Origin of the sequence: Paracoccus sp. (in: a-proteobacteria), from assembly GCF_047605025.1 — a bacterium.
In the GTDB taxonomy this organism is placed as follows: Bacteria; Pseudomonadota; Alphaproteobacteria; order Rhodobacterales; family Rhodobacteraceae; genus Paracoccus.
On record NZ_JASGGO010000014.1, the window covers coordinates 32246 to 56053 of the forward strand.

Genomic DNA, 23808 nt, shown 5'->3' on the forward strand with positions numbered 1-23808 from the left:
TTCAGGAGACCGCCACATGCGCAAGTTTTTTAGCATCTTGTGGCGGGCAGCCTCATCGCCCGGATCTGCCGCGCCCGAGCCGGCGCCGCCCGCCGCGCCCCCAGCGAAGCGCCGCCCCGCGCCCCTGCCCCCGCGCGACGCCGATGGCGCGCGCCTTATCCGCAAGGGCAATTACATCCTGCGCCTCGCCGCGCCCAGAAACGCCCGCGAACTGGTCATCAGCTTCGAGGCCGCCGACCCCCTCATCGACCGCAAGAACCCGCTGCGTAAAGGCTTCGGCGAGGAGTTTTTGCTACGCAAGGGATATGCGGTGCTGTCGGTCCTGACAGCGACCCCGAACTGGTTCCGTCCCCCCGCCATCCTCGACGCCTTCAAGCGCAAGGAGGTCCGGGCCTTCATGGCCAGGTTCCCCGTGGTGCATGGCTACGGCTCCAGCATGGGCGGCTTCGGCGCTCTGACTTTCGCCGAACTGCTGGGTATCTCGAACATCGTCGCCTTGCAGCCGATCTCGACGCTGGCCCCGGACCTCGCGCCTTGGGAAGACCGCTTTGACCATGGCCGCGACAACTATGACTGGGACGGCGCCTATCGCGACGGCGCCCTTGGGATCACGGGCGTCCGCTCGATCTACGCGCTTTACGATCCCGCCTCGCCCGACGCGCCGCATGTCGCGCGGATCGCCATGGCGGCGGGCGACAGATTGCACCGGATCACCGTGCCGGGGGCCGGCCATGCGGTTCCGCGCCATCTGCAATCCCGGCGCCTGCTTGGTCCCGCCCTGCTGGCCTGCCTGCGCCAAGCCCCGCCCGAGGAGGTCGCGCGGATCGTCGCGGGGGCTTACCTGCCCCTAAAGCGGTGATTTCACGAAAGCCGGCAGCGCGCCGTCCGCGGCCAGGAACGCCTTGGCGGTGTCCAAGGCCTCGCGGATGGTCACGTCCATGTCCAGATAGCGATAGGTGCCCAGACGGCCCACGAAGGTCACGCCGGGCGTCGCCTCGGCCAGCGCGACATATTGCGCCAGCAGGGATTTCTCATCGACCAGGCGGATCGGATAATAGGGAATATCCTCGGGGCCGGCGGCGCGGGAATATTCGCGATAGCAGACCGTCCCCTCATGGCTTTCCCAGGGGCTGAAATGCTTGTGCTCGGTGATGCGGGTATAGGGCACCTCACGGTCGCCGTAATTCATCACCGCGCAGCCTTGATAATCGCCCTCATAGGTGAAGCGGTCGAAATCCAGCGTGCGATAGCCCAGCCGCCCCAGCCGATAGCCGAAATACCCGTCCAGCGCGCCGGACCAGAACACATGATCCGCCGCCATTCCCGGATCATATTCCGTCGAAAGCTGGACCGTGATGCGCGGGTGGTCCAGGATCGCTTGGATCATCGGGCTATAGCCCTCGCGCGGCATACCCTGGAAACGGTGGAAGAAATAATTGTCGTCATAGTTGAAGCGCACCGGCAGCCGCTTCAGGATGCTGGCGGGCAGTTCCGTGGGCGAACAGCCCCATTGCTTTTCGGTATAGCCCTTGAAGAACGCCTCATACAGATCGCGACCGACAAAGCGCAGGGCCTGCTCCTCGAAGTTCCGCGGCTCTTCGATCGAGGTGTCGGCCTTGGCCATGATGAAATCGCGCGCCTCGTCCGGGCGCAGGGTCCGGCCGAAGAACTGGTTGATCGTCAGAAGATTGATCGGCAGCGAATAGACCGCCCCGCCCGAGGTGGTCTTGACCCGGTTCTGGAACGGCATGAATTCGGCGAAGCGGTTGACGTAATCCCAGACGCCCTCGTCGTCGGTGTGAAAGATGTGCGGGCCATAGACATGCATCAGCACGCCCGTCTCGGCGTCACGCTCGCTATGGCAATTGCCGCCGATATGGGGGCGGGCGTCGATGACGCGGCAATCATGCCCGGCCTCGGCCAGGGCGCGGCCGATCACCGCGCCGGACAGTCCCGCGCCGACCAGAACTATGTTCATGCTCACTCCTCCTTATCGTTCCGCCAGCGCCAGAATCTCGGCATGGGAGCGGCTCAGGCTTCGGCGCAGCCCGTCGCGAAAGGCATGGCGCAGAATGCGGCGAAAGCGCGGCCCGTCCGCGCCGTAATTCCGCGCAAGCCCGCGCCATTTCAGCGCCAGCACCGGCAGCAGGGGCCAGAACCACGGCCCCGCCGCCACGCGATAGGCGATCAGCGCATTGCGATACATGTAATAGACCCGCCACATCGGGCGCAGCACCAGATGCCCGGCCTGAACCGAAGCGGTGTCATGTTCGAAGCGCAGTTGCGGCAGAAAGCCCAGGCGCAGGCCGGCCCGGCGCATTTGCAGGGTGTAAAGCTGGTCGTCGCCATAGATGAACAGCCGCTCGTCTGGATAGCCGGCCCGCGCCAGCGCCACGCGCGACAGGAACAGCCCGACGAAAGAGGTCATGTCGATGGCCGTGGCGGGCGCCTCGGGCAGATAGGCGGCATCGGCCAGGTGAAAGCCGCGCCGGCCGCCGCGCAGGGTGCGCAGGAACTCGGCCCGGTGCCAGAAGGGGTTGCGATAGGGGCGGTTCATTTCGCAGACGGTGCCCGCCGGCGTCAGCACGGCGGCACCAACCGCGTCCCAGCCCGAAATGTCCAAATCGCGGAACCGCGCGATGCAGCCCGGCGCGGGGCGCCCGTCATCGTCCATGATCACGGTCCAGTCGGGGTCGATCCGTTCGGCCAACTGCCGCAGACCGCGCGAAAAGCCGCCCGCACCGCCCAGATTGCGCTCCGAGCGCAGCACGCGCAGGCGCGCATCCGCGATTCCCGCCAGCCACTCCGCCGTCCCATCCCCCGAGGCGTTGTCGAAAACCAGCACATGGTCCAGATCCTCGGCCAGCAGGCGCCGCACCGTGACCTTCAGCTTTTCCAGCCGGTCATGCGTGACGACAAGGGCTGCGATCCGGGGGCGAGGGCTGGCTTGTGGCATGTCCATGTCACTGTTGGGCTGCTTTCCTCTAGCGGATCGGCACGGGCGGAACAACCCGCCCCGCCTATTCGCCGCGCGGATAACGCTTTAATTCCTCCAATACGTTCAAATCCATGTGATTGCGCATATAGCGTTCGGACGCCTTTTGCAGAGGCTGGTAATCCCAGGGGAAATAGGCGCCGTTGCGCAGCGCCTCATAGACGATCCAGCGCCGCGCCTGGCTTTCGCGCACCGCCGCGTCGTAAGCCGCCAGATCCCAGCGCGCACGCGCGGCCTGGGTCATGCGCGCCAGCACGCCCGCATGCTCCGGCGCGCCGGCCAGGTTCGCCAGCTCCAGCGGGTCTTCGTCCAGGTTCACCAGGATCGGCGGATCGGCGACGCAAAGCGTCAGCTTCCACGGCCCGTCCCGCAGCCCGACCAAAGGCGCGACCGAGCCCTCGGCCGCGTATTCCATCGGCACCGGACCGCGCGGCGCGCCGGCGATGACCGGCGCCAGATCCTGACCATCGGTCCAGGGCGCGATCGCGGCGATGTCCAGCCCCGCCAGGCCCGCCAGCGTCGGCACCAGATCCAGGGTCGAGACCGGCGCCGTGACCAGCCCCGGCGCAAGGCCGGGCGCCGCGATCATCAGCGGCACCCGCGCCGAGCCCTCAAGGAAGTTCATCTTGAACCAAAGCCCGCGCTCGCCCAGCATGTCGCCATGATCCGAGACGAAGACCACGATGGTCTCGCGCTGCATCCCCCCGGCGGCAAGCACCGCCAGAATCTCGCCGATCTTGTCGTCGATATACGAGATATTGGCGAAATAACCCCGGCGGGCGCGGCGCACGTCCTTGGGACCGATGGCGAAATTCCGGTGGTCGCAGGCATCCAGCAGCCGCCGCGAATGCGGGTCCATCTCTGCATAGGGGATCGGCGGGACCTGCGGATCAAGCGCCGGGCAATCCTGGTAAAGATCCCAATAGCGGCGGCGCGCGACATAGGGATCGTGCGGATGGGTAAAGCTGACGGTCAGGCACCAGGGGCGCTCGTCCAGCCGCCGCGACAGGTCGTAAAGCTTGCGGCAGGCGTGATAGGCTACCTCGTCGTCATATTCGTATTGGTTGGTGATCTCGGCCACGCCCGCGCCGGTGACCGAACCCAGGTTGTGATACCACCAGTCGATCCGCTCGTCCGGCTTGCGGTAATCGGGGGTCCAGCCGAAATCGGCGGGATAGATGTCGGTCGTCAGCCGCTCTTCGAAGCCGTGCATCTGGTCGGGGCCGACGAAATGCATCTTGCCCGACAGGCAGGTCTGATAGCCGGCGCGGCGCAGGTGATGGGCATAGGTCGGGATGTCGCTGGCGAATTCGGCGGCATTGTCATAAACTCGCGTGCGGCCCGGCAACTGCCCCGTCATGAAACTGGCGCGCGCCGGCGCGCAAAGCGGGCTGGCGGTATAAGCGTCGCGGAACCGGACCGCGCGCGCGGCCAGGGCGCGCAGGTTCGGCGCGTGCAGGAAATCGGCGGGGCCGTCGGGAAACAGCGTCCCGTTCAACTGGTCCACCATCAGGATGAGGATATTGGGGCGTGTCATCTGGGGCGTGTTCCTCCGGCTCGCCGCTCTCTACTGCGCCGGACCCGGCCCCGGCAAGAGATGGGCGGAACCATCAGGGTTCCCCGTTGTCAGCGCCGGTGCGGCGATGCTATCCCAAAAGCAGGGGAAAACGGAGGAGCGGGAGGGGACATGCGCCAGGGCATGGCCGGGGACATGCGCGCGCCGCCGGCCTGCGGGCCGCCGATGCCGGCCGCGCGCCCGATCCCCCAGCCCTTCAATCCAGCCCTTCAATCCAGCCATCGGACCACCTCATGCCCGCTTCGGATCTTGCCTGCCGCCTGCACGCCGCCCATGATCTGCGGATCGAGGCGGCCCCGCCCCTGGACCCCCAGCCGGGCGAGGCCGTGGTGCGGGTGGTGCGCGGCGGCATCTGCGGCTCGGACCTGCATTACTACCATGACGGCGGCTTCGGCCCGGTCCGCGTGCGCGCGCCGATCGTGCTGGGCCACGAGGCCGCCGGCCTGATCGAGACGGCGCCCCCGGATTCGGGCCTTGTCCCCGGCCAGCTCGTCGCGCTTTCGCCCTCGCGGCCCTGCGGGGAATGCGACTATTGCGCGGCGGGCCAGCCCCGGCATTGCCTTTCGATGCGGTTCAACGGCTCGGCCATGCGCCTGCCGCATGAGGACGGCTTTTTCCGCACCCGCCTTGCCCATCCGGCCGCGCAATGCGTGCCCGCCCCCGCCGGCGCCACCGCACAGACCCTGGCCGGGGCCGAGCCTCTGGCCGTCTGCCTGCATGCGCTGAGCCATGCCCCCGACCTGGGCGGGCGCAACGTGCTGATTACCGGCGCCGGCCCCATCGGCGCGATCTGCGCCGCGCTTGCCCGCCACGCCGGGGCGGCGCTGGTGGTGGTGACGGATGTGCAGGACTTCACCCTGGACATCGCGCGCCGCATGGGTGCCGACCGAGCCCATAACGTGGCCAAGGATCCACGCGCGCTGGACGACCTGGCCCAGGGCAAGGGCCGCGTCGACGTGGTGCTGGAATGCTCGGCCAATCCGCATGCCATCGCGCAGGCGATCTCGGTGACGCGGCCGCAGGGCACGCTGGTCCAGGTCGGCGTCGGCGGCACCACGCCCCTGCCCCTGAACCTGATCGTCGGCAAGGAGCTGCGCTTCATCGGCACCCACCGCTTCGACCGCGAATTCGAACAGGCGGTGCGGATGCTGGGCACGGGCCGGATCGACCTTGCGCCCATGGTGACGCAGGTGCTGCCGGCGGCGCAGGCGGTGGCGGCCTTCGATCTGGCGGGGGATCGCGGCCGCGCGGTCAAGGTGCAACTGGATTTCACGGCCTGAACGGCCCCAAGGAGAGGGAACAAGGATGCGACATACCTGGCGCTGGTTCGGACCAAAGGATCTGGTCTCGGTCGATGACATGCTTCAGGCGGGGGTGCAGGGCGTGGTCACCGCGCTGCACCACGTCCCCACGGGCAGCGTCTGGTCGCCCGAGGAAATCGCCAAGCGCCAGGCCCAGCTTGCGGTGATGACCGATGGCGGCCCCTCGGGACTGGGCTGGGAGGTGGTCGAAAGCCTGCCCGTCTCGGAAGCGATCAAGACCCAGACCGGCGACTGGCGCGGCCATGTCGCCGCCTGGATCCAGTCCATGCGCAACCTGCATGCGGCGGGGCTGCGGGTGATCTGCTACAACTTCATGCCGGTGCTGGACTGGACGCGCACGGACCTGGCCTGGCGCCGTCCGACCGGCGCGCTGTGCATGCGCTTCGACCTGGTGGATTTCGCGGCCTTCGACCTGCATATCCTGCAACGGCGCGGCGCCTCGCAGGACTTTCCCGAATCCCTGCGCGAGGCCGCCGCCCGCCGCTTCGCCGACATGTCCGAAGGCCAGCGCGCCCAGCTTGCCCGCAACGTCGTCTTCGGCCTGCCGGGCGCCGCCGAAAGCTTCACGCTCGACGATGTGCGCGCCCTGCTGGAGAGTTATGCCCCGGTCACTGATGCGGTGCTGCGCCGGCATTTCCACGATTTCCTGGAACAGGTCGCGCCCGTCGCGCAGGAACTTGGGATGCGGCTTTGCTGTCACCCCGACGACCCGCCCTTCGGCCTGCTGGGCCTTCCCCGGATCATGTCCACCGAGGCCGATTTCGCCGAGCGCGTCGCCGCCGTGGACCTGCCCGCGAACGGGATCACGCTTTGCTCGGGCTCGCTCGGGGCGCGGCCCGACAACGACCTGCCCGGCATGATGCGGCGGCTGGGCGACCGGGTGCATTTCCTGCATCTGCGCAATGTCCGCCGGGATCAGGACAGCACCCCCGCCTCGTTCTTCGAGGACGAGCATCTGGGCGGCCAGACCGACATGGTGGCGCTGATCGCCCAGATCCTGGCGCAGGAAAAGGCCCGCCGCGCCGCCGGACGCGAGGATTGGCGGATCCCGATGCGCCCCGATCATGGCCAGGATATCCTGTCGGATATCGGCAAGGGCGGCCAGCCCGGCTATCCTGCGGTGGGCCGCCTCAAGGGCCTGGCCGAGCTGCGCGGGGTCGAGACGGCGCTGTCCCATCCGCTGCTGGCCGAAGGCGCGGCATGACGCCCCGGCTGACCGGGCTGGGGGGCCTGCCGCCGCATGTGGCGCGACCCGGCTATGACCGGACGGCGCATGGTTTCGGCATCCTGCATCTGGGCCTGGGCGCATTTCACCGCGCGCATCAGGCGGTGGCGACGGATGACGCGCTGGCGGCGCAGGGGGGCGACTGGCGCATCCTGGGCGCGAACCTGCGCAGCCGCGACATCGCCCAGGCCCTGAACGAACAGGACGGGCTTTACACCGTGCTGGAACGCGGCCCCCGGACCCGCGCGCGGGTGATCGGCGCGCATGGCCCCGCGATCGGCGGCGATGCGGCGGCGATCCTGCGCGCGGCCTGCCTGCCCCGGATCCGCATCGTCTCGCTTACGGTGTCGGAAAAGGCTTACGGCATCGACCGCGCCGCGATGGATGCCGATCCGGCCCATCCCGCCGTCGCGGCCGACCTTGCCGGTCCAGGGGCGCCGCGCGGCGTGCTGGGCCTTCTGGTGCGGATGCTGGCCCTGCGCCGCGACCAGGGCAGCCCGCCGCCCACGCTGCTAAGCTGCGACAACCTGCCCGAGAACGGCGCCCTGCTTCGCGCCGGGGTGACGGGCTTTGCCCGCCGCCTGGATCCGGCGCTGGCGGACTGGATCGCCGACCATGTGGCCTTTCCGGCCACGATGGTGGACCGCATCACCCCCGCCACGACCCAGGCCACGCTGGACGACGTGGCCACCGTGACCGGCCATCGCGATCCCGCCTGCGTCGAGACCGAGCCCTTCAGCCAATGGGTCATCCAGGACCATTTCCCCCAGGGCCGTCCCGCATGGGAGGCGGGCGGCGCGCAGTTCACCGCCGATGTCGCCGCGCATGAGGCGATGAAGCTGCGCATGCTGAACGGCAGCCATTCCCTGATCGCTTATGCCGGGCAGATGCTGGACCTGGCCCATGTGCGCGAGGCGGTGGCCGACGCCCCGCTGGCCGCGCTGGTCCGGCGCCACATGCGCGCGGCGGGGACGACCCTGCCCCAGGGCGCGGGCCTTGACCCCGAAGGCTATGGCGCGGCGTTGATGGCGCGCTTCTCCAATCCGGCCATCGCCCACCAGACCCGCCAGATCGCCATGGACGGGACCGAAAAGCTGCCGCAGCGTTGGTTCGCCCCGGCGGTGCAGCTTTTGCAGGCAGGCGGCGATGCCCGGCCCTATGCCTTCGCCGTCGCGGTCTGGCTGTCATGGCTGGCGGGGCTTGCGCAGGCGGGGGCCAGCCCCGACGATCCCAGGGCCGGGGCGCTGATGGCCGAAGCCCGCGCCGCCGGGCCGGACGCCGATGCGCTGACCCGCCGCGTGCTGGGCCTGCCCGGCCTTGCCCCGACCCGCCTGACCGGGGATGCCGCCTTCCTGGCACGCATCGCCGCGCTGACCGATGCGATCCGCGCACGGGGCCTGCGAAAGGTCATGGCCAAGGAACTGGCGGGCTGAGGGGCACGGACACGGCCGGGAAGACAAGGATCGCGCACGCGAACCGCGTCCGGGCGCCTCAGCCCCGCGCCCGCAACCCCGCGACCAGCCGCCGGGCGCGGCGCAGCGCGGTCAGGCCAGTGCCCAGCACCAAAAGCCAAAGCGCCGCGCGCAGGACGCCGCCATGACCGCCCCAAAGCGGCTCGGCCAGCGACAGCAGCGCGGCGGCGGTGACCAGGGCCATGCGGTGCTGCTTGGCCATCGGTCCCGAGAAATCGGCGGCCAGCCCGCAATTCACCCCCAACTCGCGCAGATAGGCCGTCAGAAAGGCCATCGCGACCGCCGCCCAGCCCAAAGCCGGATCGCCGACCGACAGGCCCGCGCCCAGAAGGATCAGCAGGTCCGAAACGCGGTCGGGAAACTCGTTCCAGAACCCGCCATCGGGGGCGCCGCGCCCGGCCTCGACCGCGACCATGCCGTCGAAAAGGTTGCACAGCAGCCGCATCTGGCAAAGCCCCGCCGCCAGAAGCAGGGCCGCCGCGCGCCCCCAGCCGGCGCAGCCGCCCGCCGCCCAGAAGGCCGCGCCCGCGCCCACCGCCGCGACCATCCCCGCCACCGAGATCTGGTTCGGCGTCACCCGCGTTCCCGCCAGCCAGCGCGTCGCCCGCGCGGCCCAGCCACTTTGCCGGCTGGCCAGGGGCCTGCGATTGGAAAGATCCGCCATGGCCTACCCCACGTTCCAGAAATAGCGCGTGACATGGAAAAAGATCGGCGCGGCAAAGACCACCGAATCCAGCCGGTCGATGAACCCGCCATGGCCGGCGATGGTATGGCCCCAGTCCTTGACGCCCTTGTCGCGCTTGATCGCCGACATCACCAGCCCCCCGGCAAAGCCAAGCGCGGTGATCATCAGGCTCATCCCCGCCGCTTCCAGCGGGCGGAACGGCGTCATCCACCACAGCGCGGTGCCGATGGCGCTGGCCGACAGCGCGCCGCCCACCAGCCCCTCGACCGTCTTCGAGGGTGACAGCCTTGGCGCCAGCTTGCGCCGGCCAAGCAGCTTGCCCCAGACATATTGCAGCACGTCCGAAAGCTGGACCACGATCACCAGCCAGGCGATCAGCAGCACGTTGCGCCCGCCATGGCCGGGGATCTTCAGATCCAGCAGCGCCGGCACATGCGAGACGCAGAAGACGCAGATCATCAGCGCCCATTGCATCTCGGCGACGCGGACCAGATAGTTGCGCACCTCTCCGGCCAGAACCGAGACGATGGGCAGCAGCAAAAAGACCCAGACCGGGATGAAGACCGTGAAAAGGCCATACCAGCCGATCCAGACCAGCCAGAACTGCACCGGCAGCACGACGAAGAAGGCGGCGGCCAGCGTGCGGTGATCGGCCCGCGTGGCATTGGTCAGGGTCATGAACTCGCGCAGGGCCGCGAAGGCGCAGATCGCGAACAGCACGATCACCCCCGCGCGCCCGCCCAGAAGGGCCAGCGCCAGGGCCAGAACCATCAGCCACCAGGCGCGGATGCGGTCGTTCAGGTTCTCGATCGCGGAGTTCTCGCCGTCGGGCGAATAGCGCCGCGCCAGCACCCAGCCGATGGCCGAGGCCAGCACCAGGACGCCCCCGACCCCCAGGATCACCGCCAGCAGATCCTCATGCGCGCCGTTCATGCCGCCCCTCCCCCGCCTGCCCCAGACGCGCCTGCCCCAGACGCGCCCGCCCCGGACGCGGCCCCCTCGCCGTCGGCCCCCTCGCGCAGGGGCCGCAGCGCCAGCAGGGCGGCGCGGCTGCGGGCCAGGAAGGCGTCCCTGCCCTCGCCGGCGGCCAGATGCAAAGGGGCGCCGAAAATGGTCTTGCACATCAGCGGCACCGGGATCACGGCGCCCTTGGGCAGGACGCGGTTCAGGTTCTCGATCCAGACCGGGACCAGATCCACCTCGGGCCGGGCCAGGGCAAGGTGGTAAAGCCCGGCGCGGAACGGCAGCAGGACCGCATCGGTCTGGTTGCGCGTGCCCTCGGGGAACAGGATCAACGAGGCGCCCGCATCCAGCGCGCCCGCCATCCGCGCGATGGCCGCGCCCGGCGCGCCGCCCCCCTTCCTCGCGATCAGAAGCGCATCGAAGACCTCGATGCCGATAAAGCGCCGCAGCCGCCCGGCCTGCCAGTAATCCGCGCCCGCGACCGGCCGCGTCGCCCGCTGCGCGCGGGGCGGCAACACCGCCCAGATCAGAATGAAATCGCCATGGCTGGCGTGATTGGCGAAATAGACCCGCTGGCGCGCCGCATTCGGGTCCACGCCCTGCCAGACCGGCTGCACCGCCGTCACCGCGCGGGCAAAGAAGGTGATGATCCGCCCGCTAAGCCGGGCCAAAGCCTTGCGCATGACGCCTCCCTCGTGGACGCGCAAGATAACCGATTACGGTGCCTTGGCAATCGCTCGCCCCGGATGGCCCTACCCCTCGCGGCGCGGCAACCAGAAACGACGCGGCGCGCGCCCGTATTGCCTGCGGAAGCATTTCAAGAAATGCGCCCCCGAACCTGCGCCTTGCCCATGCCTGCCCGCGCGAACACACCCGCCCCCAGCCGCGTGCTCGGCGGGATCCAGGGCCAGCCATGCGACAAGATCACGCGCCCTTCCGAATCGGCGCCCCCTTGCCCGTCTTTCTTGCCCAAATATCCTGGGGGAGCGCGGAACGCGCGGGGGCGAAGCCCCCCCCCGGCGGCGCGCCCCCGATAAAAATCGCGCGCCACCTCGGGCGGATCGGCATGCCGCGACAAGTCTCTCGCTGCTCTTCACCCCCATTGCCCCGACGTTCGCGACGGTCGCGGCGGCGCTGTTTCCGCGTTCCGGCCGAAAGCGGTCCGCCCCGGACATCAGCGGGCCTCCTCCAGCATCATCCGCGCCGCTTTTTCGGCGATCATCATCACCGGGGCATTGGTGTTGCCGCTGGTGATGCGCGGCATGATCGAGGCATCGGCGATGCGCAGCCGGCCAAGGCCGCGCAGCCGCAGGCGCGGATCGACCACGGCGCCGTCATCCGCGCCCATGCGACAGGTGCCCACGGGGTGAAAGATCGTGGTGCCGATGGCCGAGGCGGCCTGTTTCAGATCCTCGTCCGACTGAAAGGCGATGCCCGGCAGATGCTCGCGCGGATCGAACCGGGCAAAGGCGTCCTGCGCGACGATCCGGCGGGTCAGGCGGATCGCGCGAACCGCCACCTCGCGGTCGCCTGGGGTCGCAAGATAATTCGGCCGGATCTTCGGCGCGGCGCGGAAATCCGGCCCCGAGACATGGACCGAGCCACGGCTTTCCGGGCGCAGGTTGCAGACCGAGGCGGTCATGGCGGGAAAGGAGTGAACCGGATCCCCGAACTTGTCCAGACTGACCGGCTGCACATGATATTCCAGATCCGGCGTCGCCTTGCGCGGGTCCGAGCGGGTGAAGATGCCGACCTGGCTGGGCGCCATCGCCATCGGCCCCGAACGTTTCAGCAGATATTCCAGCCCAATCGCCGCCTTGCCCATCAGCCGCGACGCCTTCTCGTTCAGGGTCGGCACGCCGCTGACCTTGTAGACCAGGCGCAGTTGCAGATGATCCTGAAGGTTCTCGCCCAGTTCGGGCACGTCCAGCAGCGGCGCGATGCCCGCCTCGCGCAGGATCTGGCCCCGCCCGATGCCCGATTGCTCCAGCACCTGGACCGAGCCCAGGGTGCCCGCCGCCAGCACCGTCTCGCGCCCGGCAAGGACCTCGCGGCGCTGGCCCCGGTGATGCAGGATGACGCCCCGCACCTCGCCCGACCGGATCACCAGACGCTCGACCTGGGCATGGGTCAGGACACGCAGGTTCGGGCGGCTGGCCACCGGGCGCAGAAAGGCGCGCGCCGCGCTCCAGCGCCAGCCGCGGCGCTGGGTCACGTCGAAATAGCCGCTGCCCTCATTGTCGCCCCGGTTGAAATCTTGCGTGCGGGGAATGCCCGCCTGTTCGGCCGCCGCCATGAAGGCGTCAAGGACGGCCCAGCGGACACGGGCGGTCTCGACCCGCAATTCGCCGCCGCCGCCATGCATCTCGTCGGGGCCGCGATAGTAATCCTCATGCCCCTTGAACAGCGGCAGCACATCGTCCCAGCCCCAGCCGGTGCAGCCCATCTGCCGCCAATTGTCGTAATCCGCCGCCTGGCCGCGCATATAGATCATGCCATTGATCGACGAGCAGCCGCCCAGAACCTTGCCGCGCGGATAGATCAGCGCACGCCCGTTCAGGCCGGGATCCGGCTCGGTCCGATAAAGCCAGTCGGTGCGGGGGTTGTCGATGCAGTAAAGATAGCCGACCGGAATATGCACCCAATGGTAATTGTCGCGGCCCCCTGCCTCAAGCAGCAGCACGCGGTTGCGCGGATCGGCGCTAAGCCGATTGGCCAGGACGCATCCCGCGCTGCCCGCCCCGATGACGATATAGTCATAGCTTTCCATGGCTCCCCCCTTGGCGCGCGGCCCCTCTTGGCATGAGGGTGTGGGCACGGGCGCCGCATATGGCCCGGCCGCCTGCTCCGGCATCCGCCACCCAGTCTGTCCCGAGCCGCCGGCGGGGGAAAGCCCTATCCGCGCGCCCTGGTCAGAGCGCGAAGATTCAGATCGCGAAGATATCGTCGGCCACGCCGGCCACGGTCAGATTGCGCCCGATCAGCAGGATCCGGTCGCCATCGCCGAAATCGATCAGCACACCGCCCTCGGCCCGGCTCATGTGGTCGCGCATGAAGGCGGCGGGGCGGTCAAGCAGGGCGTCGTCGATCAGCAGCCGGTCGATGCCGCGCTGATAGCCGGTGATCGTGTCGGCGCCATGGCTGCGCTGAAAGACAAAGACATCCGCCCCGGCGCCGCCGTTCAGCAGGTCATCGCCAAGGCCCCCGTGCAGGCGGTCGTTGCCCGCCCCGCCCAAAAGGCTGTCATCGCCCCGACCGCCGGCCAGCCGGTCATCGCCCGCCCCGCCCTCAAGACGGTCGCGGCCATTCTCTCCCCACAGGCGGTCATGGCCCAGGCCGCCAATCAGCCGGTCGCCATGATCGCCGCCTTGCAGCGTGTCGTTGCCGGCGCCCCCGTTCAACAGGTCGAACCCGGCGCCACCGATCAGCCGGTCCAAACCCGCCCCGCCGGTCAGGCTGTCATCTCCGGCCCCGCCCGACATCCAGTCATGGCCGGCGGCGCCATCGGCACGCTCACCGCGCGCCGTCAGCCGGAAATCGTCGTTGCGGGCCGTCCCTTGGCCGGGCGAGGTGAAGACCTGGCCGTCGAACCCCTTCAGCCATTCGGCCCGGCTTTGCGGCGCAGGTCCCGGAAAAGGGTTCGCGACCGGCGCGAAATCCCCGGTATCCAGCCGCACCTGCCCATCGGTCCGGCCGAAATCCTGCGTCGCCATCAGCACCTTGTAGTAGCGCCCGCCCACCGTCATCATGCCGACCTTCAGCCCGATGCCCATCAGGGTGTTCTCGCCCAGGATATTGGCGCGGTGGCCGGGGCTGTCCATCAGCATGCGGTGCAGTTCGCGGATCTCGTCGCGCAGATCGCCTTCGCCCCGGATCGAGACATAGGCGATATTTTCGGCCGTGCTCCAGCTTCCGGCCAGATCAAAGCCCGCCGCCTGCATCCGCTCGCGCGAACCGGAGCCGCCGGCGCCGGTATGGGAAAAGCGGTCGGCATCCAGCATCCATTGCGAATGAGCATCCGCCGCGTCGTTCAGCCGCTTTTCCAGGCGCATCGGCGCCAACCCGTCCGCCTGCCGGGCCTGATTGACCAATTGGGCGAAATAGCGTTCGTCCGCGCTGGCGAAGGACATGGGCGGGCTCCTGGTTGCGACCAGGGCAGGGTCGCAGGATCCCCCGCCCCGGTCCAGCGCGGGATGCCAAGAATTGTCGCGATCCGGGATCGGGGCCGCCAAAGCGGCCCCGGCCCCCGCCTATTCGGGCCCCCGCCTATTCGGGCCCCCGCCTATTCGGGCATCGGATGGCCCAGACGCTCCAGCATGGCCTTCATCTGGGCGATTTCCGCCTTCTGGGCCTCGATGATCCGCTCGGCCAGGGCACGGGTCTCGGGATCGTCGCCCTGGGCCAGTTCGACCTGGGCCATGTCCAGCGCGGATTGGTGATGCGGGATCATCATCAGCAGGAAATCGGCATCCGCGTCGCCGGTCGAGGCCATGCCCTGCATGGACCCCATCATCGGCTCCATCGTCGCCATATAGGCCGCCATCGAATCGTCGCCATGGCCGGCATGGCCCGCGTGCTGCGCCAGGGCGGGCATGGCCAGCAGCGCGGTGAAAAGGGGGATCGTCACGGATTTCATCTGTCCGCTCCTCGGGTTCGATCTGAAAGGAATGCCGGAAGGACCCGGCGCGAGAAGGGTCAGGCCCGAGGGGGACGATAAAGCCCGCCGCCGCGTCGCGGGGCATGCAGGCGCGGCGGCGCGGGATACAGCGGCAATTCGGCCAGCCTGCGGCGCGGCGCCAGATCGGGCAGCGCCAGCGGCGGCGCGCAACAGACATGCTGGGCGCAGGCATCGGCGCAGGGGGCCTCATGCGCGGCGGCATGGCGCTTGGCCATATGCGCATGGGCATGGCTTTCGACCGGGAACGCGGCGAGGGCCAAGACGGGTTGCGCCGCGATAGGTTGCGCCCAGGCTGGGGCCGGCCCCAGCAGGACCACCCAGACCAACAAGGCCAGAAATCTAGGCACAAGGCGCAGCATGCCCCGATCTAGCCGCCGATTCCCGCCAAAGGCAAGCCCGCCCTTTCCATCCGGTCCAGGACTGTTACTCTTGCTCTGTTTCACCGCGAAAGGCGCGCCATGGGATGGTCGGCCCAGCAATATGCGCGCTTCCTTGACGACCGCACCCGCCCGGCGCGGGATCTGCTGATGGCGGTGCCGCTGACGGCGCCGCGCCTGGTGGTGGATCTGGGCTGCGGGCCGGGCAATTCCACCGCGCTTCTGGCCGCGCGCTATCCGGGGGCCAGGACCCTGGGCCTGGATTGCGATCCCGACATGCTGGCCGCCGCGCGCCGATCCCTGCCCGGCCTGCGGTTCCAGCATGGCCGGATCCAGGATTGGCACCCCGAAGCGCCCCCCGACCTGATCTTCGCCAATGCCGTGCTGCAATGGCTGGACGGGCACGAGGTGCTGTTTCCCCGCCTCGTCGGCCTGCTGGCGCCCGGCGGGGCGCTGGCGGTGCAGATGCCCGACAACCTGGACGAACCAAGCCACGCCGCCATGCGCCGCATCGCCCGCCGCCCCGAATGGGCCGGCCGCCTGGCCGATGCCGAAACCCGGCGCAGGCCGCTGATCGCACCCGCGCGATTGCATGCCCTGCTGCGCCCGCTCTGCCGACGCCTGGACATCTGGCACACGGTCTACCAGGTCGAACTGGCCGGCCTCGACGCCATCGTGGAATGGTTCAAGGGCTCGGCCCTGCGCCCCTATCTGGTGCCCCTGGACAGGGCCGAACGGGCCGCTTTCCTAGCGGCCTACCGCGCCGAGATCGCACCCGCCTATCCCGAAAGCGGAGGCCGCGCCTTGCTGGCCTTTCCGCGCTATTTCTTCGTGGCCGAGGCCCTGGACTGAGGGCGGGAACCAAAGGCGGCCACGCCCGGCCGGGCTTGCGCCACGGGACGGATGGGCGGATGCTGGCCCCCTGACCGCGAAGGAGAAGCGCCATGGACCGAACCCTGCGCCCGGCGCATCCCGAGATGCATTTCGTCAACCGCATGGGCTGGCTGCGCGCGGCGGTGCTGGGGGCCAATGACGGCATCGTCTCGGTCTCGTCGCTGATGGTGGGCGTGGCGGCCGCCCAGCCCGGCCGCTCGGCCATGCTGATCGCGGGGGCGGCGGGGCTGGCGGCGGGCGCGATGTCCATGGCGGCGGGGGAATATGTCTCGGTCAGTTCGCAACGGGACACCGAGAAGGCCGACATCGCGCGCGAGCGCGCGGAACTGCTGGAAATGCCCGAGGAGGAAGAGGCCGAACTGGCCGCGATCTTCCAAAGCCGCGGCCTTTCGGCCGGCACGGCGGCACTGGTCGCCCATGAGATGAGCCGCAAGGACCCGCTTTCGGCCCACATGCGCGAGGAACTGGGCCTTTCCGAGGCGATGGCGGCCAATCCCTTGCAGGCGGCGCTGACCTCGGCCGCGACCTTCTCGGGCGCGGCGGCGGTGCCGCTGATCACGGCGGCGATGGCGCCCGCGGGCATGGTCGTGCCGCTGGTGGCGGCGGTCACGCTGGTCAGCCTCGCGGTGCTGGGCGCGCTCGGCGCCCATGCGGGCGGCGCGCCCAAGGCGGCGGCGGCGCGGCGCGTGGCCTTCTGGGGCGCCATCGCCATGGCCGTCACCGCCGGGGTGGGCCGGATCTTCGGGATCGGCCTCTAGCTGTTCGGTCCCGGCATCTGGTGGTCCTCCTGATTTCTTCGTTTTCCAAATACCCATGCGGCATTCGCCGCCCTCAACCCGCCCTCGACCCGCACACGTCGCACGGCGCACAGCCAGCCGGGCAGCTTCCCCGCGATCACCCGATCCAGCAGCGCGGCATCTGCCTCGACCATGCGCCAGATCGCCGGCCCGGCCGGAAGTTCCAGCGCCTTCGCCAATTGCCGCGCATGGGACCGGCGCGGGACGGGCTCGCCTGCACTTCCCCTCTGCGCTTGCCCCACATGCCGCCGCACAGAGCAACCCGGATCGACCGGGCGCGCCGCCGAAGGCCGCGTTCACTCCCCCTCGGACGGCATGGCCAGCCACAGCGCGCTGGTCAGCACCCGGCGCAGGACGCCGCCCTGCCCCGAAACCTCCATCCGCGCGTAAAGCTGTTTCGAGGCGCTGCGCGCGGTCTCAAGCGTCCAGCCCAGTTCCTGCCCCGCCTGCGCCAGCGACAGCCCATCCGCCAGCAGCATCGCCAGCCGCGCCTGGCTGCGGCTGATGTCGAAGGCCCGCGCCAGATCGGCAAGGGGCAGGTCGCGCGCCGCCCGCGCCCGGCGCAGCGCGCCCAGAACCACCTCTTCCCCGGACAGACGGCCGCGGGTCAGCACGATCTCAAGCCGGGGGCGAACGGCCAGCGGCAGCGGCCGCGAGGGGGCCGCCGCGCTCTCCGAGCCCTCCGCCACCGCCACCGCCGCCACCGCCTGCTGCAACGCCTGCGCCCGCATCGGCTCGGCGAATTCCAGCCAGCCGTCGGCGCGCAGGCGCGGGGCGCCCTCGGCCCCGGCAAGCCAGCGCCGCGCCGGGTCCGAGGCCGCCAGAACCAGCCCGGCGGCGCTGAAGACCAGCCAGCCCGCGCCCAGCCGTCCCGCCAGCCGCGCGTCCAGCGCGGCGCGGGACCGGATCTCGTCCTGGGTCTGCCAGTCCTGCACGGCCTGGCCCAGATAGGGCAGCAGGTTCGACAGCCTTACCCCGTCCACGGCGCGGAAATCGCGCTCGTCCCGACCCAGCAGCAGCAGGCCGTCCACCTCGGACCCGGCCTGCCAGCGCAGGCTGCGCAGGGGCCGCGCGCGATCGGCCAGCCCCGGATGATCGACCTGCGAATAGACCCGGCCCCGGCGCATCAGCGCCAGATCCGTCTCGGGCATGGCCACCTGCCCGCCTATGCGCCAGTCTTGGACCACGCGACCCTGGCGCAGGATCAGCAGCCGCGCCCGCTGCGCCTGCACGGATCCGGCCAGCGACCCCAGGAACCCCGCCCAGGCATGGCGCGCCGACACCACCCGGCCCCAGCCGTCCAGACCGGCCGAAGCGCGAAACAGCCCCTTGATCAGATCGGCCTCGGCAGGCATGGCATATCCCCGGCAAAATTACCCCCATATGGGGGGTTCTTGAATTAGATCCAGTCGCTAGATCGGGTCAACCTCTTCTCACACCGAGACATTTGGAATGGATACCAAGACACTGACCCATTTGCAGCGCCTGGAAGCGGAAAGCATCCACATCATGCGCGAAGTCGCCGCCGAGGCGGACAAGCCGGTGATGCTTTACAGCGTCGGCAAGGACAGCGCCGTCATGCTGCATCTGGCGAAGAAAGCCTTCTACCCCTCGCCACCGCCCTTCCCGCTGCTGCATGTGGACACGACCTGGAAATTCCGCGACATGTATGCGCTGCGCGACAAGGCGGCGCGCGACGCGGGCATGGACCTGCTGGTCTACCAGAACCCCGAGGCGGTCGAGAAAGGGATCAACCCCTTCGACCACGGCTCGCTGCATACCGACATGTGGAAGACCGAGGGGCTGAAGCAGGCGCTGGACAAATACGGCTTCGACGTGGCCTTCGGCGGCGCCCGCCGCGACGAAGAGAAGTCGCGCGCCAAGGAACGCGTCTTCTCGTTCCGCTCGGCCAATCACCGCTGGGACCCCAAGAACCAGCGCCCGGAGCTGTGGCGGCTGTATAACGCGCGCAAGGCCAAGGGCGAAAGCGTGCGGGTGTTCCCCATCTCGAACTGGACCGAGCTGGACATCTGGCAATACATCCACCTGGAAGGCATCGAGATCGTGCCGCTGTATTTCTCGGCGCCGCGCCCGACGGTCGAACGCGACGGGCTGATCCTGATGGTCGACGACGAACGCTTCCGCCTTCAGGACGGCGAGGAACCCGTGACGCGTTCCGTCCGCTTCCGCACGCTGGGCTGCTATCCGCTGACCGGCGCCGTGGAAAGCGAGGCCGCGACCCTGCCCGAGGTGATCCAGGAAATGCTGCTGACCACCACATCCGAACGCCAGGGCCGCGCCATCGACCACGATCAGGCCGCCTCGATGGAGAAGAAGAAGCAGGAAGGCTATTTCTGACGCCCTCCCTTCCCGCTTTCTCCCGACAATTCCTTTCAGGTGCCTTCCATGAACACCCAAGATCCGATCTACAAGACCGACGCGCTGATCGCCGAGGATATCGACGCCTATCTTCAGGCGCACCAGCACAAGACCATGCTGCGCTTCATCACCTGCGGCTCGGTCGATGACGGCAAGTCGACCCTGATCGGGCGGCTGCTTTACGACAGCAAGATGATCTTCGAGGACCAGCTTGCCCAGCTTGAGGCCGACAGCAAGCGCGTCGGCACCCAGGGGCAGGAAATCGACTTCGCCCTGCTGGTCGACGGCCTGGCGGCCGAACGCGAACAGGGCATCACCATCGACGTGGCCTATCGCTTCTTCGCCACCGAAAAGCGCAAGTTCATCGTCGCCGACACGCCCGGCCACGAACAATATACCCGCAACATGGTCACCGGCGCCTCGACCGCCGATCTGGCGGTGATCCTGATCGACGCGCGCAAGGGCGTGCTCACGCAGTCGCGGCGCCATTCCTATCTGGTCCACCTGCTGGGCATCCGCCATGTGGTGCTGGCGGTGAACAAGATGGATCTGGTCGGCTACGATCAGGCGATCTTCAACCAGATCGTCGCGGAATACGGCGAATTCGCCCGCGGCATCGGCATCGAAAGCTTCACCGCGATGCCTATCTCGGGCTTCAAGGGCGACAATATCACCGGCCCCAGCAACAACACCCCCTGGTATGACGGCCCGGCCCTGCTGCCCTTCCTGGAAACCGTCGAGATCGACAACGAGACCGCGCAAGCGGGCGATTTCAGCATGCCGGTGCAGTGGGTGAACCGCCCTAACCTGGATTTCCGGGGCTTTTCCGGCCTGATCGCCGGCGGCCAGGTCCGTCCGGGCGATGAAATCCGGGTGCTGCCCTCGGGCAAGACCTCGCGCATCGCGCGCATCGTGACGCTGGACGGCGACCGCGACCTGGCCGTCGCGGGCGAGGCCGTGACCCTGACCCTGACCGATGAGATCGACTGTTCGCGCGGGCAGGTGATCGTCGCCGCCCAGGCGCCGCTGGAAGTGGCCGACCAGTTCGAGACCACCCTGGTCTGGATGGACGATCACGAACTGATCCCCGGCCGCGCCTATTGGCTCAAGATCGGCACGCAGACCGTCTCGGCCACGGTGCAGACCCCGAAATACGAGGTCAATGTCAACACGCAGGAACATCTGGCCAGCAAGACGCTGGACCTGAACGCGATCGGGGTGGCCAATATCACCACCGACCGCGAGATCCCTTACGCGCCCTATGACCAGAACCGCGATCTGGGCGGCTTCATCCTGATCGACAAGATGAACAACCGCACCGTCGCCGCCGGGATGATCCATTTCGCGCTGCGCCGCGCCCAGAACATCCATTGGCAGCATACCGACATCTCGCGCGACAACCACGCCGCGATGAAGAACCAGAAGCCCGCCGTGGTCTGGCTGACCGGCCTGTCCGGCTCGGGCAAGTCCACCATCGGCAACATCCTGGAAAAGAAGCTGGCGCGGATGAACCGCCACACCTTCCTTCTGGACGGCGACAACGTGCGCCACGGGCTGAACAAGGACCTGGGCTTCACCGAGGCCGACCGGATCGAGAACATCCGCCGCGTGGGCGAGGTCGCCAAGCTGATGACCGATGCCGGGCTGATCGTGATCACGGCCTTCATCTCGCCCTTCCGTTCGGAACGCGACATGGTGCGCGGCATGATGCAGCCGGGCGAATTCGTCGAGGTCTTCGTCGACACGCCCCTGGAAGAGGCCGAGCGGCGCGACGTGAAGGGCCTTTACGCCAAGGCGCGCAAGGGTCAGTTGAAGAACTTCACCGGCATCGACAGCCCCTATGAAGAGCCGCATTCGCCCGAGATCCGCATCGACACGACGCAGATGACCCCGGCCGAGGCGGCCGACCTGATCATCGCGCGGCTGATCCCCTAGGTCCGGGCCTTGCGGCCCGGACCAGGGCTGGCCGGGCGCGCGGGTGGAAGGAAACAGCATCGGACGGCGATCACGGCGGTCCGACGCAGGCCCTTTCATCTGGCGGGTATCGGCCTTGCGGCGCCGGCGGGAAAGGCCGGCGGCGCCGCAAGGCGCTGACCGTCGGACACGGAACCGCGCGGCCGGGCACCTTCCCGGCAAGCCCTCTGGCATGAAATCAAAGGCCGGCATTCGCCCTTCGCAAGAAGCGGCCTTCCCCATAACGCGCGGCAAATCGCCACCGACTGGCGATGGACCTGTCACAACGAACGCCCGGATATGGGCATCGGCGGGATCATACCCGCCATGAGGCTGAAAATGGCCGCACAGGTTCTGCGCCCCCCCCGCTAAGACGGTGAGGATTGCCGAATCACGCCGCTTTCGCCCGGCGCGATGCCGCGACCTTCCCCTTGGAACAGGCTTCAATCACCGGAAATCGCCGTCCCGCGCATCGGGAATGGCGGCCGCGCGGCGCATTGCGGCGCGGGAAACCCGGTTTCGGCCCTAAATCGGTATATTGGTCCTACCAATATTTGGATACTTCCAGGCATTTCCTAAAAATTTCTTGACTAGCCTCGATTTCGTGGCATCTTCATGCCAGAAATAAGCATTTGGTATGACCACTATGCCATTTCTTCCCTGAATGACAAAAGGAAGGTCGGGCCGGTTTGCCAGGACAGGCACAGAACCCCCGCCCCTTTGGAACGACCGATTTAAGACCCGCCAACCGTCAGGGCCGCATGCGGAGGGACGGTCGGCGCTTGTCCGAAACCCTCTCAGTGAGTGGAGGCATTGATACATGGAAGTTTGGGCGCAGAACTACGACCCGGCCGGAAACATATGGCTTTCAAGCCTGGTGGCCTTGATCCCCATAGGCTTTTTCTTCATGGCCCTCGCCGTCTTTCGGATGAAGGGCTATGTCGCCGGGACGATCACCGTCATCCTGGCGCTGCTGGTGGCGGTGCTGTTTTACGGCATGCCGGTGGACATGGCGCTGGCCTCGGGCGTCTACGGCTTCTTCTACGGACTTTGGCCCATCGCCTGGATCATCGTGGGCGCAGTGTTTCTTTACAAGATCTCGGTCAAGACCGGCCAGTTCGAGATCATCCGCTCCTCGATCCTGTCGGTGACCGAGGACCAGCGATTGCAGATGATTCTGGTGGGCTTCGCCTTCGGCGCCTTCCTGGAAGGTGCGGCGGGCTTCGGCGCGCCGGTCGCGATCACGGCGGCGCTGCTGGTCGGGCTGGGCTTCAAGCCGCTTTACGCGGCGGGGCTTTGCCTGATCGCCAATACCGCGCCGGTGGCCTTCGGCGCCATGGGCATCCCGATCATTGTCGCGGGCCAGGTCACGCATCTGGACCCCTTCGCCATCGGCCAGATGGCCGGGCGCCAATTGCCGTTCCTGACCATCATCGTGCTGTTCTGGGTCATGGCGATCATGGACGGCTGGCGCGGCGTCAAGGAAACCTGGCCAGCGGTGCTGGTGGGCGGCGGCTCGTTCGCGGTGGTGCAATACCTGACCTCGAACTTCGTCGGCCCGGAACTGCCCGACATCACCTCGGCCATCGCGGCCATGGTCAGCCTGACGCTGTTCCTGCGGGTGTGGAAGCCGGCGCATATCTTCCGCTTCGCGCTGGACGCGGACGAGGCGGCCAGGATCACCGGCGCCGATGCCGCAACCGCACGCCAAGGCCATACCGGCGGGCAGATCATCCGCGCCTGGTCGCCCTTCCTGTTTCTGACCGTCATGGTCACGATCTGGAGCATCGCGCCCTTCAAGCAGCTTTTCGCCGCCGGCGGCGCGCTGGAAAGCTGGGTGATCAAGATCAAGGTGCCGCTGCTGCACCAGCTTGTCCAGAAGGTCGCGCCCATCGTGCCCCAGCCGGCGCCCTATGACGCGGTCTATCAGTTCAACTGGTTCTCGGCCGTGGGCACCGCGATCCTGATCGCCGCGATCGTCACCATCGCCTTCCTGAAGATGCGGCCGGCCGAGGCGCTGAAGACCTTCGGCGAAACCCTGCGCGAACTGCGGATCCCGATCTATGCCATCGGCATGGTGCTGGGCTTCGCCTTCGTGGCCAATTATTCGGGCCTTTCGGCGACGCTGGCGCTGGCCTTGGCCCATACCGGCGGGGCCTTCACCTTCTTCTCGCCCTTCCTGGGCTGGCTCGGGGTGTTCCTGACCGGATCGGACACCTCGTCGAACGCGCTGTTCGGCGCCCTTCAGGCAACGACCGCGCAACAGATCGGCGTGCATGAGGTGCTGCTGGTCGCGGCCAACACCACCGGCGGCGTGACGGGCAAGATGATCTCGCCCCAGTCCATCGCCATCGCCTGCGCGGCGGTGGGGCTGGCGGGACGCGAATCCGACCTGTTCCGCTTCACGCTGAAGCACAGCCTGCTCTTCACCGCGCTGATCGGCGTCATCACCACGCTGCAAGCCTATGTGCTGCCCTGGATGATCCCCTAGA

The 23808-nt window shown here is 68.3% G+C and carries 21 protein-coding genes; 9 read left to right on the forward strand and 12 right to left on the reverse strand.

Features of this window, described 5'->3' with window-relative positions; genetic code table 11:
- Positions 1-16: 16 nt before the first annotated feature.
- On the forward strand, positions 17-859 hold the full coding sequence (locus tag QM682_RS09800; protein WP_415129202.1) for a hypothetical protein: 843 nt from the start codon (positions 17-19) through the stop codon (positions 857-859).
- Here the strand turns inward: QM682_RS09800 and glf are convergent.
- The 3 genes from glf to betC form a co-directional block, all read right to left on the reverse strand.
- Positions 848-1978, reverse strand: coding sequence for a UDP-galactopyranose mutase (glf, locus tag QM682_RS09805; RefSeq protein ID WP_415129204.1), 1131 nt, complete (start codon positions 1976-1978; stop codon positions 848-850). The genes QM682_RS09800 and glf overlap by 12 nt on opposite strands.
- Positions 1979-1990: 12 nt before the next feature.
- Positions 1991-2956 carry a glycosyltransferase gene (locus QM682_RS09810; RefSeq protein ID WP_415129206.1) on the reverse strand — a complete coding sequence of 322 codons (966 nt, stop codon included), beginning with the start codon at positions 2954-2956 and terminating at the stop codon, positions 1991-1993.
- A 64-nt stretch (positions 2957-3020) separates the two neighbouring features.
- Positions 3021-4532, reverse strand: coding sequence for a choline-sulfatase (gene betC, locus QM682_RS09815; protein ID WP_415129208.1), 1512 nt, complete (start codon positions 4530-4532; stop codon positions 3021-3023).
- A 272-nt stretch (positions 4533-4804) separates the two neighbouring features.
- Here betC and QM682_RS09820 point away from each other — a divergent pair, with 272 nt between their 5' ends.
- Genes QM682_RS09820 through QM682_RS09830 form a run of 3 tightly spaced genes read left to right on the forward strand, consistent with a single transcriptional unit; the run spans position 4805 to position 8551 of the window.
- Positions 4805-5851 (forward strand): L-idonate 5-dehydrogenase, encoded by a 1047-nt coding sequence (locus tag QM682_RS09820; RefSeq protein WP_415129210.1) that lies wholly within the window; start codon positions 4805-4807, stop codon positions 5849-5851.
- Between the two features lie 25 nt (positions 5852-5876).
- The gene (uxuA, locus tag QM682_RS09825) at positions 5877-7097 is read left to right on the forward strand and encodes a mannonate dehydratase (RefSeq protein ID WP_415129212.1); all 1221 of its coding nucleotides are present in this window, start codon (positions 5877-5879) and stop codon (positions 7095-7097) included.
- Positions 7094-8551 (forward strand): mannitol dehydrogenase family protein, encoded by a 1458-nt coding sequence (locus QM682_RS09830; protein WP_415129214.1) that lies wholly within the window; start codon positions 7094-7096, stop codon positions 8549-8551. Before uxuA ends, QM682_RS09830 begins: the two co-directional genes overlap by 4 nt.
- 58 nt (positions 8552-8609) lie before the next feature.
- Here QM682_RS09830 and QM682_RS09835 read toward each other — a convergent pair whose 3' ends face one another.
- The 7 genes from QM682_RS09835 to QM682_RS09865 all read right to left on the reverse strand — a co-directional run bounded on the left by QM682_RS09835 (position 8610) and on the right by QM682_RS09865 (position 15275).
- Positions 8610-9254, reverse strand: a complete 645-nt coding sequence (locus QM682_RS09835; RefSeq protein WP_415129216.1) for a CDP-alcohol phosphatidyltransferase family protein — start codon at positions 9252-9254, stop codon at positions 8610-8612.
- Positions 9255-9257: 3 nt separating this feature from the next.
- Entirely contained in the window at positions 9258-10208 is a 951-nt protein-coding gene (locus QM682_RS09840; protein ID WP_415129218.1) for a phosphatidate cytidylyltransferase, read from the reverse strand.
- Positions 10205-10921 carry a lysophospholipid acyltransferase family protein gene (locus QM682_RS09845; protein WP_415129220.1) on the reverse strand — a complete coding sequence of 239 codons (717 nt, stop codon included), beginning with the start codon at positions 10919-10921 and terminating at the stop codon, positions 10205-10207. Before QM682_RS09845 ends, QM682_RS09840 begins: the two co-directional genes overlap by 4 nt.
- A 491-nt stretch (positions 10922-11412) precedes the next feature.
- Positions 11413-13008 carry a GMC family oxidoreductase gene (locus tag QM682_RS09850; protein WP_415129222.1) on the reverse strand — a complete coding sequence of 532 codons (1596 nt, stop codon included), beginning with the start codon at positions 13006-13008 and terminating at the stop codon, positions 11413-11415.
- A 157-nt stretch (positions 13009-13165) separates the two neighbouring features.
- Positions 13166-14368, reverse strand: a complete 1203-nt coding sequence (locus tag QM682_RS09855; protein WP_415129224.1) for a CAP domain-containing protein — start codon at positions 14366-14368, stop codon at positions 13166-13168.
- A 152-nt stretch (positions 14369-14520) separates the two neighbouring features.
- Positions 14521-14874 (reverse strand): DUF305 domain-containing protein, encoded by a 354-nt coding sequence (locus tag QM682_RS09860; RefSeq protein WP_415129226.1) that lies wholly within the window; start codon positions 14872-14874, stop codon positions 14521-14523.
- Between the two features lie 59 nt (positions 14875-14933).
- Positions 14934-15275, reverse strand: coding sequence for a hypothetical protein (locus QM682_RS09865; protein ID WP_415129228.1), 342 nt, complete (start codon positions 15273-15275; stop codon positions 14934-14936).
- Between the two features lie 99 nt (positions 15276-15374).
- Between QM682_RS09865 and tam the strand changes: the two genes are divergently transcribed.
- Together tam and QM682_RS09875 are read left to right on the forward strand one after the other, a co-directional pair.
- Complete coding sequence (tam, locus tag QM682_RS09870; protein WP_415129230.1) at positions 15375-16145, forward strand: trans-aconitate 2-methyltransferase; 771 nt, start codon at positions 15375-15377, stop codon at positions 16143-16145.
- Positions 16146-16237: 92 nt separating this feature from the next.
- Positions 16238-16945, forward strand: a complete 708-nt coding sequence (locus QM682_RS09875) for a VIT1/CCC1 transporter family protein (RefSeq protein ID WP_415129232.1) — start codon at positions 16238-16240, stop codon at positions 16943-16945.
- Here the strand turns inward: QM682_RS09875 and QM682_RS09880 are convergent.
- Entirely contained in the window at positions 16942-17163 is a 222-nt protein-coding gene (locus QM682_RS09880; protein ID WP_415129234.1) for a hypothetical protein, read from the reverse strand. The genes QM682_RS09875 and QM682_RS09880 overlap by 4 nt on opposite strands.
- 117 nt (positions 17164-17280) lie before the next feature.
- The gene (locus tag QM682_RS09885) at positions 17281-18339 is read right to left on the reverse strand and encodes a helix-turn-helix transcriptional regulator (RefSeq protein ID WP_415129236.1); all 1059 of its coding nucleotides are present in this window, start codon (positions 18337-18339) and stop codon (positions 17281-17283) included.
- A gap of 61 nt (positions 18340-18400) precedes the next feature.
- Between QM682_RS09885 and cysD the strand changes: the two genes are divergently transcribed.
- From cysD to lldP, 3 genes are all read left to right on the forward strand, one after another.
- Positions 18401-19342 (forward strand): sulfate adenylyltransferase subunit CysD, encoded by a 942-nt coding sequence (gene cysD / locus QM682_RS09890; RefSeq protein WP_415129293.1) that lies wholly within the window; start codon positions 18401-18403, stop codon positions 19340-19342.
- Positions 19343-19390: 48 nt separating this feature from the next.
- Positions 19391-21298, forward strand: a complete 1908-nt coding sequence (cysN, locus tag QM682_RS09895; protein ID WP_415129238.1) for a sulfate adenylyltransferase subunit CysN — start codon at positions 19391-19393, stop codon at positions 21296-21298.
- A gap of 838 nt (positions 21299-22136) precedes the next feature.
- Positions 22137-23807, forward strand: a complete 1671-nt coding sequence (gene lldP, locus QM682_RS09900; protein ID WP_415129240.1) for an L-lactate permease — start codon at positions 22137-22139, stop codon at positions 23805-23807.
- Position 23808: the final 1 nt, after the last annotated feature.

Coding starts and splice junctions, on each gene's coding strand:
- betC (WP_415129208.1), bottom strand. CDS start 4,532: ATGACACGCCCCAATATCCTCATCCTGATGGTGGACCAGTTGAACGGG.
- tam (WP_415129230.1), top strand. CDS start 15,375: ATGGGATGGTCGGCCCAGCAATATGCGCGCTTCCTTGACGACCGCACC.
- QM682_RS09860 (WP_415129226.1), bottom strand. CDS start 14,874: ATGAAATCCGTGACGATCCCCCTTTTCACCGCGCTGCTGGCCATGCCC.
- QM682_RS09800 (WP_415129202.1), top strand. CDS start 17: ATGCGCAAGTTTTTTAGCATCTTGTGGCGGGCAGCCTCATCGCCCGGA.
- QM682_RS09875 (WP_415129232.1), top strand. CDS start 16,238: ATGGACCGAACCCTGCGCCCGGCGCATCCCGAGATGCATTTCGTCAAC.
- QM682_RS09830 (WP_415129214.1), top strand. CDS start 7,094: ATGACGCCCCGGCTGACCGGGCTGGGGGGCCTGCCGCCGCATGTGGCG.
- cysN (WP_415129238.1), top strand. CDS start 19,391: ATGAACACCCAAGATCCGATCTACAAGACCGACGCGCTGATCGCCGAG.
- glf (WP_415129204.1), bottom strand. CDS start 1,978: ATGAACATAGTTCTGGTCGGCGCGGGACTGTCCGGCGCGGTGATCGGC.
- QM682_RS09850 (WP_415129222.1), bottom strand. CDS start 13,008: ATGGAAAGCTATGACTATATCGTCATCGGGGCGGGCAGCGCGGGATGC.
- uxuA (WP_415129212.1), top strand. CDS start 5,877: ATGCGACATACCTGGCGCTGGTTCGGACCAAAGGATCTGGTCTCGGTC.
- QM682_RS09810 (WP_415129206.1), bottom strand. CDS start 2,956: ATGCCACAAGCCAGCCCTCGCCCCCGGATCGCAGCCCTTGTCGTCACG.
- QM682_RS09865 (WP_415129228.1), bottom strand. CDS start 15,275: ATGCTGCGCCTTGTGCCTAGATTTCTGGCCTTGTTGGTCTGGGTGGTC.
- QM682_RS09835 (WP_415129216.1), bottom strand. CDS start 9,254: ATGGCGGATCTTTCCAATCGCAGGCCCCTGGCCAGCCGGCAAAGTGGC.
- QM682_RS09845 (WP_415129220.1), bottom strand. CDS start 10,921: ATGCGCAAGGCTTTGGCCCGGCTTAGCGGGCGGATCATCACCTTCTTT.
- QM682_RS09855 (WP_415129224.1), bottom strand. CDS start 14,368: ATGTCCTTCGCCAGCGCGGACGAACGCTATTTCGCCCAATTGGTCAAT.
- lldP (WP_415129240.1), top strand. CDS start 22,137: ATGGAAGTTTGGGCGCAGAACTACGACCCGGCCGGAAACATATGGCTT.
- QM682_RS09885 (WP_415129236.1), bottom strand. CDS start 18,339: ATGCCTGCCGAGGCCGATCTGATCAAGGGGCTGTTTCGCGCTTCGGCC.
- QM682_RS09840 (WP_415129218.1), bottom strand. CDS start 10,208: ATGAACGGCGCGCATGAGGATCTGCTGGCGGTGATCCTGGGGGTCGGG.
- QM682_RS09820 (WP_415129210.1), top strand. CDS start 4,805: ATGCCCGCTTCGGATCTTGCCTGCCGCCTGCACGCCGCCCATGATCTG.